A 14,528-nucleotide genomic window follows, 5' to 3' on the forward strand; every position below is an offset into this window, starting at 1 on the left:
CGTTTTTGTATAATAGCCAAATACTTATTCACCCTAACTCTTGGTGGCTGATACTATCGAATCAAATAAACTGACCAGCAAACTCACGGATAAGCCCAACCCAGAAGCTGAATTTAAATACTGGTTAGCAATATCTCAGTTAAATATTAGTGGGAACAAATTACTCGAGTTTTTTGCCCATCATGACACTATTGAACGTCTATTTGGGTTGAGTGAAACTCAACTACAAACCTATGGATTCCGACAAGGTTTGGCGCACAAGCTTGAAAAAACCAATTGGGACAAGGTTGAGCAAGACAGCGCTTGGTTTGATCAAGAAAATAAACATCTGATCCCAATAACTTCTTCAGATTATCCAAACCTACTTAAAGAAGCAGCAGGTGCGCCTTCCCTGCTGTTTTGTTATGGCAACAAAGGCATTCTGCAGCAACACCAAATCGCTATTGTCGGTAGTCGCAACCCCTCGCCACAGGGTAAAACCAATGCGCAGCAGTTTGCCCAGACTCTAGCTCAAGCCGGAGCAGTCATTACCAGTGGGCTAGCTCTTGGTATCGATGGCTTTGCTCATCAAGCTACCGTTGATCTTGGCTTAGCAACAATAGCAGTGACTGGCACAGGACTTGATAGGGTTTATCCCGCTAGAAATAAAGCCTTAGCCGAGGCCATTATAGAAAAAGGCGCTTTAATCAGCGACTTTGCACTAGGCACCGGTGTTCGCGCAGGCAACTTCCCCTCTAGAAACCGTATCATTACCGGCATGAGTCTTGGCACCTTGGTGATTGAAGCGGCCATTAAAAGCGGCTCCTTAATTAGTGCACGCCTCGCCTCGGAACAAGGAAGAGAGGTTTTTGCAATTCCGGGCTCCATCCATAACCCTTTGGCTAAAGGCTGTCATAAACTGATAAAAGAAGGCGCCAAGCTGGTCGAAACCGCCGATGAGATTATTGATGAATTGCAAGCCCTTGCCCTTTGGCAGCTGGAATCACAAAATGTAAGCAGCAAAGTTGACGCTAATACTGAGTTTGAACTGGATAGCGACTATCAATCCTTGTTAGAGCAAATTGACTATAGCACCACCAGCATCGAACAAATTATTCAGCGCTCAGGACTTGAAATAGAAGTAGTCAGCCACATGTTATTGCTGTTAGAATTAAATAATCATATCGCTAGCGTAGCTGGCGGCTATTTACGTAAATAACTACTTATACAAACAATAGCCATTAGCCGCTTAAGCCAGTTGAATTAAGCTTAGAGTCAGCCTGCATATGATAAATCTAGCTTATTGTTATTCATTAACAACCAAAGAGAGCTGAATGAAAGAAGACGTACTTGACGTACTACTTTATATCTTTGAAAACTTTCAAGACGAAGAAAGCAACCACATATTCGCTAACGATAACCTTGTTGAAGCCTTAGAAGACGTTGGATTTTCTGATGGTGAGATTAAAGGTGCAATCGATTGGCTGGATGGTTTAGTGGAAGCCACTTCGGACAAATTTAAACCACATTCTGCAACACTTGGTGCTCTTAGAGTATTTTCGCCAAAAGAACAATTGCAGCTTTCTACGCGCACTCAAGGCGCCATTATGTTCTTTGAACAGATTGGAGTTTTGGATATACATGCACGTGAAATGGTAATAGACCGAATGTTAGCTTTAGGCCCGCAAGACGATGAAGAAGTCGAATTGGATCGTTTGCGCTGGGTGGTCATGATGGTGTTGTTTAATATGCCCGATCGCGATGCTGAATTTGCTTGGGTTGAACACTTAGATATGGGGCTAGCTGCTCACTAGCTACCCTCTTTTACATTGGCGATTAGCCATTGCTATTTTTTCTCGTAATTAGTTGCGAACATAATGCTTTGACCTCTAAGATAAGTACAAGATTTATAACCACCAATATCAGCCGTGCCCGATCTGAATTTTTTTATTTTAATAGTCGTTATAATACTCAAGTATGCGCCACTGAATTTATGAAAACCCATGATTAAACACTTAATATTTGCCTGCTGTGGCTTGCTGATAGCTATGACAGCATTTAGTAGCTCTGCTGAAACTAAAAAACAAATAGCCATCACTTTCGATGATGCGCCACGCGCCTCCACTTTTCAAAAAGCTAATGAACGCACCAAGTTACTTATAAAAAACCTTAAAAAGGTTAATGCTCCAGCTGCTATGTTTTTTGCCACCGGCAAACATTTAACTGCTGACAACGCAAAGAATTTAGAACTTTATGCAAAAGCTGGCCACTTTATTGCAAATCACAGTAATAAGCATCTGTGGTACCGCAATACTAACACTGAAGATTATCAGCGAGATTTCTTAAATGCGCATGATAAGCTAAAAAACTTTCCTAACTTTAAACCTTTCTTTCGATATCCCTATTTAGATGAAGGCAGAACCGAAGCGAAAGTCAATGCAATGAGCCGCTTCTTAGCCGATCATAATTACACCAATGGTTACGTCACTATCGATAACTACGATTGGTATTTGGATAGTCTATTTCAAAAAGCCAAGCTAGCAGACAAAACCATTGATGAAGATGCTTTAAAAAAGTTTTATGTAAGTACTTTAGTAGATGCTTCTGAGTTTTTTAATGACATTGCTCTTGAGTATTTAGGCTATTCCCCTAAACATGTTTTACTACTGCATGATAATGACTTAGCCGCTTATTATATAGACGATTTAATACTAGCTTTACGTGAAAAAGGCTGGGATATTATTTCTCCTATTGATGCTTACTCAGATCCTATTGCCCGTAAGATTCCTAGCACTCTTTTTACTGGCCAAGGTCGAGTTGCGGCTCTTGCTCGTGATAACGGGGCACAGCCTAATCTGTTGGTTCATTATGCTGAAGATGAAGCATATCTTTTACAACAATTTGAAACTCTAGTCGCTGCCAATAAGCAGTGTCAAATTGAACAACTGGGTTTCCTGAAAGGTCAATGGGAATACCGCTCTAACAAAAATATCTTTTCTGAACATTGGACTATCAGCAAAGATGGTTTGCAGGCTCTAGGAAAAGTTATCAACCTGCAAACCGGCAAAACCTTAAGTAAAGAAACCATCAAATTAACCCGCCGAAACAATCAAGTAATTTATTCAGCGCTACCGCAACAGAACCCAAAAGTAACTCATTTTTCCTTGGCATCCTGTCATAACAATCGCTATGCCTTTATTAATAAGGAACATGATTTTCCACAATTAATTGTTTATCAGTATCAAGCTCCTGAAAGCGGGAAAAGGGAACGCTTAAAGGTTGATGTGCATAATTTAAATGGCAAAGGCTTCACTTTAAATTATCGACGTTTGAATGATCGTCGCTAGGATTAGTGAGTAGGTTATATCCTACGATAAAAAAAATGACTATACTTACGCTATACTTTTTCTTATGTAGTATTTATGGCTCACTCTGATTTAAAATTTCGCAAAGCTGCAGAATGGATCAATATTTATGACGGTGTTATCAGCTACCCAACTGAAGCGGTTTACGGCTTTGGATGCCACCCAGAATCTGAAGCTGCCTTAGCCCATATTTTAGAAATCAAACAGCGTCCCTGGCAAAAGGGAATGCTATTGGTTGCATCAACTACTGAGCAAATCATTCCTTATATTGCTACTTCCGGACTCGGTCAACTCCAGCGTTTACTTGAGCCTAGAGATTATCCAGTTACCTGGTTGTTCCCCGTTGATTCGTACGTCAGCCCTCTATTGAGGGGTGCTCATAAAAAAGTTGCAGTTAGATTATCCACCCACCCAACCGTTCAAGCACTTTGCGAGCATGCCAATTCAGCTATTGTTTCCACGAGTGCCAATCGAGCAGGTCAACTGCCTCTAACTCAAGCTCATCAAGTCAGAGCTCAGTTTAGGCTTGATTTGGATCAAGTGATCTCTGGAAATGTTGGCGGTTTTGCTAAGCCATCAGCTATAATCGACGCAGAAACCAATCAGATCATAAGAGCTTATTAAGATGCAGCCCACCGATGCTTCTTTATCTATTGAAAAAGTGCAGCAGTATTTACTGTCTTTGCAAGACAATATCTGTGTACAACTTGCTGCAGAAGATGGCTCTAAAGATTTCATCGTCGATCAGTGGAATCGCGAAAAAATTGTTGGCGGCGGTATAACTCGTGTCATGGAAAATGGCGACGTTATCGAAAAAGGCGGTGTCAATTACTCTTATGTAGAAGGTACAAATCTACCCGCTTCTGCCACAGCCCACAGGCCTGAGTTAGCTGGCCGTGGCTTTAAGGCTATGGGCGTATCTTTGGTCATACACCCTAAAAATCCGATGGCGCCTACATCACATATGAATGTTCGTTTTTTTATAGCTGAAAAAGAAGGCGAAGAGCCTATTTGGTGGTTCGGCGGCGGCTTTGACCTCACACCCTATTACGGTAATAACGAGGATTGCGTTCATTGGCACAAGACAGCCAAAGCTGCTTGTGATCCTTTTGCTGAGGATATATATCCAAAATATAAAAAGTGGTGTGACGAATACTTCTATTTAAAGCATCGTGATGAACATCGCGGTATAGGCGGTTTATTTTTTGATGATCTTAACAACGAATCTAACGGCTGGGATTTTGAACAGTGCTTTCAATTCATGCAATCCGTTGGCGACCATTATATAAAAGCCTACCGTCCGATTCTGGCTCAGCGCAAGCTTGAAGCTTTTACTCAGCAACAAAGAGACTTCCAACTTTACCGTCGCGGACGTTACGTCGAGTTTAACCTCGTTTGGGATCGAGGCACTTTATTCGGATTACAAACCGGTGGGCGCACAGAATCAATTTTAATGTCATTGCCAAATGTAGTGAATTGGCGCTACGATTATCAACCAGAAGCTGATAGCCCTGAAGCTCAGTTGACAGATTATTACCTAAAGCCCAAAGATTGGCTTAATCAAAACACACCTTAGGTTGTTATATGAATAGCGGATTTTATCCTAACAGACGTTTACGCCGTACTCGGTCACAAGCCTTTTCTCGCGAGCTTGTTCGTGAAAATACTTTATCTTCTAAAGATTTGATCTATCCGGTTTTTGTTTTAGAAGGTGAGAATCGCCGTGAGTCCGTTGATTCTATGCCGGGCGTTGAGCGACAGTCTTTAGATCTATTTTTAGAAGAATGTCAGGAAGTAATTGAGCTGGGTATTCCTGCGATTGCTCTATTTCCTGTTATCTCAGAGGATAAAAAATCTTTAGATGCGGTTGAAGCATATAATCCCGATGGTCTAGTCCCGACCGCTGTCAAAGCCATCAAAAGTGCTTTTCCTCAACTAGGAATTATCACCGATGTCGCACTTGACCCTTACACTTCTCATGGTCAAGACGGCATCATTGACGATAAAGGCTATATTCTCAATGAGATAACCAAAGAAACTTTGGTCAAGCAAGCACTAACTCATTCTAAAGCTGGAGTAGATATTGTGGCCCCTTCCGACATGATGGATGGACGGATCGGCGCTATTCGTGAAGCTTTGGAAGCAGCTGAACATCTTAATACCATGATTTTATCTTATGCCGCCAAATACGCCTCTGCATTTTATGGCCCTTTTCGAGATGCCGTAGGCTCTGCTGGAGCATTAGGCAGCGCAGATAAAAAAACCTATCAAATGGACCCGGCCAACAGTGATGAAGCATTGCACGAAGTAGCGCTTGATATTGGAGAAGGTGCTGACATGGTCATGGTTAAGCCTGGAATGCCTTATCTAGATATAATTCGCAAAGTTAAAGATCATTTCAAAGTTCCAACTTTCGCTTATCAAGTCAGTGGCGAGTATTCGATGATAAAAGCAGCAGCTCAAAACGGCTGGCTAGCGCATGACGAGGTAATGCTTGAATCCTTAATGGCCTTTAAACGAGCAGGCAGCGACGCAATTTTGACATACTTTGCTAAAGATGCAGCTAAGCTATTGAATAATAAATAAATAATTCTGCTTGTGGATTGTATGCAACTGTAAAATCTGCATACCATTTGTGACGAAAGTCTCGAAGCTTGATACAATGTATCAAATTGTATCATTCATTTACACCTTTATGCGCCCTATTTTATTGATTATTTTACTAACAATGGCTTTTGCTAGCGCAGCCATTGCTAAAGAAAAGTCTTCATCTAATCAATATCCATTAATCTTAAGCGTTGATGATAGCGGCACTGTGATAGACGTAACCATGAAACCATCGACTCCTCGCACTATCTTACAAAAGGCAGAGGAAGCTTTTATTGGCAAAAAATTAGCCGTAAAACGCCAAGCGGGAAAAGCAATACGTTATCAACAGAAAATTGTGATTAGCACCAAACACTTGATTGCACGACAGCAATTAGCACAGAAATAATCAAATCGTTAAGACTAGTTCTTAGTTTCCAATCGGGTTAAGCTTAAGAAAATCATTATCACTGAGTTTCTTATGTCTAACGCTTTGAAAATTTTTATCCTTGCCAGCTCTTTTTTATTCACCAGCTGTAAAACTACCGACGTAGTCAGAGTACTGGATACCTTAAACCAATCTCAAGGGCTCTCTCAACAAACTGTTGCTGCAGGTTTAAAACAAGCACTGCAAGTTGGTACCGAAAAAACGGTGTTCAATACCAATCGTAATGGCGGTTTCAGTAGCAATCCTCTTATCAAAATCTTGGTACCTGAAAAGCTAGAAAATGTTGCTTCGACTGTACGCAAAGTGGGATTGGGCTCATATGTAGACAAGTTCGAATTACAAATGAATCGTGCCGCAGAAAGTGCTGCTGGAGAGGCCAAAACCGTTTTTTTCAACGCTATCAGTGGAATGAGTTTACAGGACGCCTGGGGGATTTTAAGAGGCGGAGATAATGCTGCTACCAATTATTTTAAAGCCAACACCACCGAGGCTTTAACCCGTCGATTTAAACCAATCATAACTAGCAACATGCAAAAAGTAGGCTTTTATCAAGACTATAATAAGCTAATAAATACCTATAATGCGATCCCTTTTACCAAGAAGCAGGATTTAAGTATTGAAACCTATGTGACCGATAAAGCTCTTGCGGGTTTATTTTCGATGGTAGCTAAGGAAGAAGCCAAGATACGTCAAGACCCTCTAGCAAGAACTACAGAATTACTGCAAAAAGTCTTTGCTGATCAATAGGTTATATGCGCTATTTCCCTTGTTGATATTAACCACCGTCTGGACAGACCACTGGCATTCTACAGCCAATTAAGGTACAAATACTTGACTAGTTAAACTTGGAGCTCGTATTTTGCCACCTTATCCACATCAAAAAATTAGTTTCAATGCAAGCGATGGTTATCAACTTCAAGGGGCTCTCTATACAGCTGCTGACTCTAAACGGTTCATCATCGTTGGTTCAGCTTTTGGTGTACCCTACCAATACTATAAACATATAGCGGATTTCTTCCGTGATAATGGCATTAATGTTTTGCTATTTGATTATCGCGGCATTAGCCACTCCAAAAAAGGCAGCATGCCCACTTTGGAGATTTTAATGCAACATTGGGGACAGCTGGATGTGGAGGCCGCAATTGTTTGGGTTAGCAACCAGTTTGCTCCTGAAAAACTCTATTATCTTGGCCATAGTGCGGGAGGCCAAATCCTTGGACTAGCACCTTCTAGCCCGAGGGTGAACAAAGTAATTATCGCCGCTAGCGGTATTGCTTCTTGGCGTGAATGGCCTGGAATGCAAAAGCTATTACTGGCAGCTGTTTGGTACCTCATCTTTCCGGTCGCTAAACTTTTCCAAAGCGGCGATTATTTTCATTCTAAATTTTTAGGGCCAATACCAGTACCAAAAAATGCGGTGAATCAGTGGCTCAGTTGGGCTCGTTCTGAGGAATATCTTTTCACTGCAAAACACCAATTAGATCTCAGTGCTTATCCGAAAATTCAAGCAGAAATATTAGGGCTTTCAATCTCAGATGATTGGTACGCACCTTATCAAGCTCGAGATGGCTTGCTAAAACAATATGTTGCTTGTGATAAGCAAACTAGGGTGATCAAACCAAAAGACTTGGGTTTAAAAGCCATTGGTCACTTCGGACTTTTTAAGAAAAAACAAGAAATCCAAGATGGAATATGGCAACCTATGCTTAACTTTTTAAATGGAACCAATGATGAGCGATAAAGCCAATATAAAAATCTCAAAAAAAGCAGAAGCGATTGAAACTTGGAACTTTGTATTCCCTAATCAAAGCAATCCATATGGCAATATGTTTGGCGGCGAATTGCTAGCCATTATGGATACTACTGCAGCGCTCGCAGCTATTCGATTTTCAGGTAAAACTGTCTCTACGGCCTCTTCCGAACGGGTTATTTTTAAGCGCCCAATATTTGTCGGTGACCGCATCAAGACCGTCGCAAAAGTAGTACTAGTGGGGCGCACTTCAATGATGGTGAGAACAGACGTATTCGTGGATAAAGGCGAGTCCGGCGATGATGGCTCGAAAGATATTTTAAGCACTACCGCGCATTTTACTTTAGTGGCATTTGACGAAAATCGAGTACCTACTGAAGTGCCCGATTTAATTCTAGAAACTGAGACTGAGAAAAAACACAGCGAACTAGCTCAGCAAATAAAAGACCACGTGAAAAGACGCGAAGAGCGAATTAAACACGTGGTCGAGAAATGGAGTTAGCTGCGGCTAAAAGTTACTTACTCGGTCTAGGTTTACCACCACGCCTTTGGCTCGGATGGCGGCGCTTTTGCTGCAGCGGCACTGAGGGCTTTAAGTCCGCCATATACTCTGCTTTAATATCCAGCTTTGGTAATTCATGACCAATGTACTTTTCGATCGCCGTTAAATTCATGGCAAAATCTTCACCGGCAAAGCTTACCGCATCCCCTTCAGCTCCAGCACGTGCAGTTCGACCAATTCGATGAACATAATCTTCTGGATCGTCTGGTAAGTGGAAATTAAATACATGGGATACGCCGTCAATATGCAGACCTCTTGCCGCGACATCGGTACAAACCAAAACATTAACTTTGTTACTTTCTAATTCGCCCAATAAACGTAAACGTTTTTTCTGATGTACATCACCGGTTAACATTTCTGCTGCTATGTCGTTGCCTTTTAGACAGGCCCAAACATGCTCGGCTGCCCGCTTGGTATTAGTGAAAACAATTGACCGTTCTGGCTGCAATCGCTTCATCAAACCCACTAGCAAAGGCATCGCTTCTTCACGGCCAGGATAAAACAAGGCTTCGCGAATTTTCTTAGCAGTAACTTGAGTTGCTTGGACCTGAACGTGCTGTGGATTATGCATATGCTCATAAGCTAACTCTTGCACTCGATGGGAAAGCGTTGCCGAAAATAATAAGTTCAAGCGATCATTAGCTGGTGGCATACGACGGAATAAATAACGAATATCTTTTATAAAACCTAAGTCAAACATCCGATCCGCTTCATCTAATACCACTGAATCTATGGCTTCTAAGCCAAATGCATGTTGTTTATAATAATCGATCATTCGTCCTGTGGTTCCAATCAAGATGTCCACGTTTTCTAATGAACGGCGTTGTTTTTCATAATCCTCGCCCCCATATACCACTCGAATCTTGAGATCAGTGAATTTACCTAGCTCTTTTGCATCTTTGGCAATCTGCACTGCTAGCTCACGAGTTGGCGCCATAATCAGCGAGCGAGGTTCATTTGGACGACGGCCTTCGATTTCTGGCAAAGTGAGCATATCGTTCATAATGCCTAGTAAGAAAGCGATGGTTTTACCAGTACCGGTTTGCCCTTGGCCTGCTACATTTTGGCCTTTTAATAAAAGTGGCAAAGTTTTCGCCTGAATCGGCGTACAGCGTTCAAAGCCTAGCTCTTGAACCGCTTTTAGCAGTTTCGGATGCAATCCTAACTCTGCGAATGTAACATTTGATAGGTGGGAAGTGTCCATATAGTAAATTTTTACCATGAGCGCTTGCAAATTAGCGCTTGTTTGTTTCAAATAGTGCCATTGTGAGCATCTAATGGCTTGAGCGCAAGCGATAGCAGGAGAATATTTTAATGAGTGACAAGATTGTATATTTGAGTGACGCGACTTTCGACGCAGAAGTATTAAACGCTGAAGGTCCTGTACTAGTCGATTATTGGGCAGAATGGTGTGGCCCTTGTAAAATGATCGCGCCTATTTTGGACGAAATCGCTACTGAATACGAAGGCAAAGTTAAAGTTGCTAAACTTAATATCGATGAAAACAACGAAACACCACCTAAGTTTGGTATTCGCGGTATCCCAACGCTAATGTTATTCAAAGGCGGCCAAGTTGAAGCGACTAAAGTTGGCGCTTTATCTAAATCTCAATTAATGGCGTTTATTGATTCAAATCTTTAATCGTACATAAATTATTAAAAAAGGGGCTTTTGGCCTCTTTTTTTATTTTGAGATACATTAAGCAATTACCTGCATGGTAGAACTTTTAAGCGCCCTATTTTCACTAATAGTAGAAGCAATACTCTCTTCTTTTAAGTATATCGGTAACTTTACGATCCGCTTCTTACTACCCAAAAGGCAAAGGCACAAGTGGGAACATGATAGCGAAGGTGCTTTTATTTTAGGCGCCATCATATTCCTAGTAGCTGTGATCGTCAGTTGGTGGTTTCTGATAGGGTTAAAACACTAGACAAACTCTAACCTCAATGCTAAATTGGCACTGCTGAAACAAGCAACACCTAAGCCGTTAGTTAACAATCGAGTAAGAAGTTAATAATAACTGGAACGGCAATTCCAAATTTCAAATTTAAATTAACATTTAAACAAACAGGACTGATCTTTCGATCGCAATCATTTCTCAACTTTTCTAAGTACATCTCTATGAATCTATCTGAATTAAAGAAAAAAAATGCCCAAGAACTCGCCGAATTAACTAAAGCTGCCGGTCTTGAGCATATGGCGCGAATGCGCAAGCAAGACATTATCTTTGGCTTACTAAAAAACCACGCTAAATCCGGTGAAGACATTTTTGGCGGCGGCGTTTTAGAAATCTTACCCGACGGTTTTGGTTTCTTACGCTCAGCCGAAGGCTCTTACTTAGCTGGCCCTGATGATATCTACGTTTCGCCAAGCCAAATCCGTCGCTTTAATTTGCGTACTGGTGATACTATTTCTGGCAAAATTCGCCCACCAAAAGATGGCGAGCGTTACTTTGCCTTATTGAAAGTTGCAGAAATCAACTACGACAGTCCTGAAAATTCGCGTCGCAAAATCTTATTTGAAAACCTGACTCCGTTGCATCCCGACGAGCGCATGCGTATGGAGCGTGGTAATGGCTCCACTGAAGATATTACTGCCCGCGTTATCGACTTGGCCTCACCAATTGGTAAAGGTCAACGCGCCTTAATCGTATCGCCGCCAAAAGCCGGTAAAACGATGATGCTACAGAATATTGCCCAATCGATCACTACTCAACATCCCGACTGCATGGTTATCGTACTGTTAATCGATGAGCGTCCTGAGGAAGTGACGGAAATGCAACGCATGGTCCAAGGCGAAGTAGTGGCTTCGACCTTTGATGAGCCAGCAGCGCGTCACGTACAAGTTGCAGAAATGGTTATCGAAAAAGCCAAACGCTTAGTTGAGCATAAAAAAGACGTTGTGATCTTATTAGATTCGATTACTCGTTTAGCCCGTGCCTATAACACTGTCGTTCCTTCATCCGGAAAAGTGTTAACTGGTGGTGTAGATGCTAATGCATTACAACGCCCTAAGCGTTTCTTCGGTGCGGCCCGTAATATCGAAGAAGGTGGCAGCTTAACGATTATCGCTACTGCATTAGTTGATACTGGTTCGAAAATGGACGAGGTTATTTACGAAGAGTTTAAAGGTACAGGTAATATGGAATTACATCTTTCTCGTAAAATCGCTGAGAAACGCGTCTTCCCTGCTATCGACTTTAACCGTTCCGGTTCTCGTAAAGAAGATTTACTTACTACGCCAGACGAACTGCAAAAAATGTGGATACTGCGCAAGATTCTTCACCCAATGGATGAGCTGGATGCGATTGAATTCTTAATTGATAAAATGGCTTTGACCAAGTCGAACAATGAGTTCTTCGATGCGATGAAGAGGTAGGTTTCATGGGCGCTTTTAGCGCCCTTTTTAGTAGTAACGTTTTAATCCCTACTATGCAAAGCCGAAACATACAATTTAGAAAAACTGTTTTCTTCATCTCAAAAAGTTAGCCATGTTTGATGAGTTGAAAAATTCAAAAACCTAAAATCGCACATCACTATCTGCTAGAATAACCCCAACATAAAAAATCAAAACCCCTATGCAATACAAAGACCTGCGCGACTTTATAAAAAAACTCGAGTCTATCGGTGAGTTACAACGTGTTTCAGCAGAAGTTGATCCTAACTTAGAGATGACCGAGATCTGCGATCGGACTTTACGCGCTGGCGGTCCGGCAATTTTATTTGAGAATGTAAAAGGTCATTCGATGCCCGTATTAGGTAATTTGTTTGGCACTACTCGTCGTGTTGCATTGGCAATGGGTAAGGAAGATTTAACCGGCTTACGCGAGCTTGGTGAGTTATTGGCTTTTTTAAAAGAGCCTAAACCGCCTGAAGGTTTTAAAGATGCTTGCCAGCAATTACCCGTGTTTAAGCAAGTCTTAAATATGGCGCCGAAAGTAGTAAAAAAAGCACCCTGCCAAGAGGTCATTATTGAAGGCGAGAATGTCGACTTAAATTCTATTCCGGTGCAAACTTGTTGGCCAGGTGATGCCGCGCCCTTAATGACTTGGGGACTGACCATTACTCGAGGCCCCAATAAAAAACGTCAAAATTTAGGCATTTATCGACAGCAGGTGTTAGCAAAAAACAAATTAATTATGCGCTGGTTGGCGCATCGCGGTGGTGCTTTGGACTTTAGGGAATGGTGCCAACAAAATCCTGGCGAAAAGTACCCTGTATCTGTAGCTTTTGGTGCAGACCCTGCTACCACCCTAGGCGCAGTCACCCCGGTTCCTGATAGCTTAAGCGAATATGCTTTCGCTGGCTTATTACGCGGTGAAAAAACTCAAGTAGTTAAATCCATTGGTAATGATCTGCAAGTACCTGCTACCGCTGAAATGGTGCTAGAAGGTTACATTGCCCCCGATGAAATGGCTGATGAAGGCCCATACGGTGATCATACCGGTTACTATAATGAAGTAGATAGCTTCCCCGTGTTCACAGTCGAGCGCATTACAATGCGTAAAGATCCTATTTATCATTCGACTTATACTGGGCGTCCTCCTGATGAGCCAGCTATCTTAGGTGAAGCCTTGAACGAGGTTTTTGTACCTATCTTACAAAAACAGTTCCCCGAAATTAGCGACTTTTATTTGCCTCCTGAAGGATGTTCGTATCGTTTAGCTGTCGTTTCTATGAAAAAACAATATCCAGGTCATGCTAAACGCATCATGCTTGGCGTTTGGTCTTTCTTGCGTCAGTTTATGTATACCAAGTTTGTTATAGTGGTCGATGATGACGTTAATACTCGCGACTGGAAAGACGTCATATGGGCATTGACCACTCGAGTTGATCCTACTCGAGATACCACCTTAATCGACAATACGCCGATAGATTATTTAGATTTCGCTTCGCCTGTTTCTGGCTTGGGCTCAAAAATGGGCATAGATGCCACCAACAAGTGGCCTGGCGAAACTGATCGAGAATGGGGCGAGCCAATAGTGATGGATCAAGCCGTTAAAGATAAAGTGGATTCAATCTGGGATTCGCTTGGAATAACGCTAAACTCTAATGACTCTAACATCAAGGAGTCAAACTAATGTCTGAAGTTGCGACTGACTTTTATGAATTTGAAGTTCGCTTAGTACGCCGGCTTGGAAATGACGTCTATTGGGTGCAACTAGATCCAGTCAATGAGCTTCCTGCCTACTCTGCTGGCCAATATTTAATGTTAGAGTTAGAAGATGGTTCACTTTGTCCTTTTTCTATTGCCAGTTCTCCGCTGCAAGATGTGTTGGAGCTACATATTAGACGCTTACCAGGTCATAATGAGGCCGACAAAATCATTAGTCATTTAAAGCATCGAAGCATTGTTCGCCTGCAAATGCCATTCGGTCGTTGCTTGTTAACCAAATCTCTTCGCCCTGCTGCATTTATTGCTGGCGGCACTGGGTTTGCACCTTTCCATTCTATTATTAAAACGGCTTTGATGGATGGTGATAAGCGCCCTCTTCTACTCTATTGGGGAGCGCAAACCTCTCAAGATTTATATTTACTAGAAGAGCCAAATGAATGGGCTGAAGCCGCTGACAATTTAACTTATGTTCCTGTGCTCTCAGGAATTGATCCCGACTGGCAAGGTCGCAAAGGTTTTGTTCATCATGCTTTTATGCTTGACCATGATGATATAAGCGAAATGGATATTTATGTGGCTGGTTCTGAACCGATGGTCATGTCGGTCTATCAAGATCTACTGGATCGCGGTGTCAATAAAGACAACATTCACTCTGATATTATTCATATCAAACAACAATTTGGTCAGCTTTAATAAAAAAAGGAGCTGAAAGCTCCTTTTTAA

Annotated in this window: 15 protein-coding genes; 14 read left to right on the top strand and 1 reads right to left on the bottom strand. The window is 41.9% G+C overall.

The window, feature by feature from the left end:
• The first annotated feature begins 43 nt into the window (after positions 1 to 43).
• From dprA to GJS41_RS06755, 10 genes are all read left to right on the top strand, one after another.
• Positions 44 to 1,198, top strand: coding sequence for a DNA-processing protein DprA (gene dprA, locus GJS41_RS06710; protein WP_370515646.1), 1,155 nt, complete (start codon positions 44 to 46; stop codon positions 1,196 to 1,198).
• A gap of 115 nt (positions 1,199 to 1,313) precedes the next feature.
• On the top strand, positions 1,314 to 1,793 hold the full coding sequence (locus GJS41_RS06715) for a DUF494 family protein (protein ID WP_154246516.1): 480 nt from the start codon (positions 1,314 to 1,316) through the stop codon (positions 1,791 to 1,793).
• A 189-nt stretch (positions 1,794 to 1,982) separates the two neighbouring features.
• Positions 1,983 to 3,326 carry a DUF6265 family protein gene (locus tag GJS41_RS06720; protein WP_154246517.1) on the top strand — a complete coding sequence of 448 codons (1,344 nt, stop codon included), beginning with the start codon at positions 1,983 to 1,985 and terminating at the stop codon, positions 3,324 to 3,326.
• Positions 3,327 to 3,401: 75 nt separating this feature from the next.
• Positions 3,402 to 3,968, top strand: coding sequence for a Sua5/YciO/YrdC/YwlC family protein (locus GJS41_RS06725; RefSeq protein WP_154246518.1), 567 nt, complete (start codon positions 3,402 to 3,404; stop codon positions 3,966 to 3,968).
• A gap of 1 nt (position 3,969) precedes the next feature.
• Complete coding sequence (hemF, locus tag GJS41_RS06730) at positions 3,970 to 4,920, top strand: oxygen-dependent coproporphyrinogen oxidase (RefSeq protein WP_154246519.1); 951 nt, start codon at positions 3,970 to 3,972, stop codon at positions 4,918 to 4,920.
• Positions 4,921 to 4,928: 8 nt separating this feature from the next.
• A complete protein-coding gene (gene hemB, locus GJS41_RS06735) occupies positions 4,929 to 5,930 on the top strand; it encodes a porphobilinogen synthase (RefSeq protein ID WP_154246520.1) in 1,002 nt (333 codons plus the stop codon).
• A gap of 76 nt (positions 5,931 to 6,006) precedes the next feature.
• Positions 6,007 to 6,339, top strand: a complete 333-nt coding sequence (locus tag GJS41_RS06740; RefSeq protein WP_154246521.1) for a hypothetical protein — start codon at positions 6,007 to 6,009, stop codon at positions 6,337 to 6,339.
• Positions 6,340 to 6,411: 72 nt separating this feature from the next.
• Positions 6,412 to 7,125 carry a DUF4197 domain-containing protein gene (locus tag GJS41_RS06745; RefSeq protein ID WP_154246522.1) on the top strand — a complete coding sequence of 238 codons (714 nt, stop codon included), beginning with the start codon at positions 6,412 to 6,414 and terminating at the stop codon, positions 7,123 to 7,125.
• Positions 7,126 to 7,237: 112 nt separating this feature from the next.
• The gene (locus GJS41_RS06750) at positions 7,238 to 8,119 is read left to right on the top strand and encodes an alpha/beta fold hydrolase (RefSeq protein WP_154246523.1); all 882 of its coding nucleotides are present in this window, start codon (positions 7,238 to 7,240) and stop codon (positions 8,117 to 8,119) included.
• A complete protein-coding gene (locus tag GJS41_RS06755; protein WP_154246524.1) occupies positions 8,109 to 8,630 on the top strand; it encodes an acyl-CoA thioesterase in 522 nt (173 codons plus the stop codon). The genes GJS41_RS06750 and GJS41_RS06755 overlap by 11 nt, the downstream gene beginning before the upstream one ends.
• A gap of 13 nt (positions 8,631 to 8,643) precedes the next feature.
• Here the strand turns inward: GJS41_RS06755 and rhlB are convergent, their stop codons facing one another.
• Positions 8,644 to 9,894 carry an ATP-dependent RNA helicase RhlB gene (gene rhlB / locus GJS41_RS06760; RefSeq protein ID WP_154247014.1) on the bottom strand — a complete coding sequence of 417 codons (1,251 nt, stop codon included), beginning with the start codon at positions 9,892 to 9,894 and terminating at the stop codon, positions 8,644 to 8,646.
• Positions 9,895 to 10,004: 110 nt separating this feature from the next.
• Between rhlB and trxA the strand changes: the two genes are divergently transcribed.
• The 4 genes from trxA to GJS41_RS06780 all read left to right on the top strand — a co-directional run bounded on the left by trxA (position 10,005) and on the right by GJS41_RS06780 (position 14,498).
• Positions 10,005 to 10,331 carry a thioredoxin TrxA gene (gene trxA, locus GJS41_RS06765; RefSeq protein ID WP_154246525.1) on the top strand — a complete coding sequence of 109 codons (327 nt, stop codon included), beginning with the start codon at positions 10,005 to 10,007 and terminating at the stop codon, positions 10,329 to 10,331.
• Between the two features lie 480 nt (positions 10,332 to 10,811).
• Positions 10,812 to 12,068 carry a transcription termination factor Rho gene (gene rho / locus GJS41_RS06770; RefSeq protein WP_154246526.1) on the top strand — a complete coding sequence of 419 codons (1,257 nt, stop codon included), beginning with the start codon at positions 10,812 to 10,814 and terminating at the stop codon, positions 12,066 to 12,068.
• Positions 12,069 to 12,267: 199 nt separating this feature from the next.
• Positions 12,268 to 13,770, top strand: coding sequence for a 4-hydroxy-3-polyprenylbenzoate decarboxylase (gene ubiD / locus GJS41_RS06775; protein WP_154246527.1), 1,503 nt, complete (start codon positions 12,268 to 12,270; stop codon positions 13,768 to 13,770).
• A complete protein-coding gene (locus GJS41_RS06780) occupies positions 13,770 to 14,498 on the top strand; it encodes an NAD(P)H-flavin reductase (RefSeq protein ID WP_154246528.1) in 729 nt (242 codons plus the stop codon). The genes ubiD and GJS41_RS06780 overlap by 1 nt, the downstream gene beginning before the upstream one ends.
• The last annotated feature ends 30 nt before the right edge of the window (positions 14,499 to 14,528 follow it).

Origin of the sequence: Kangiella sp. HZ709 (assembly GCF_009674675.1) — a bacterium.
Classification (GTDB): Bacteria; Pseudomonadota; Gammaproteobacteria; order Enterobacterales; family Kangiellaceae; genus Kangiella.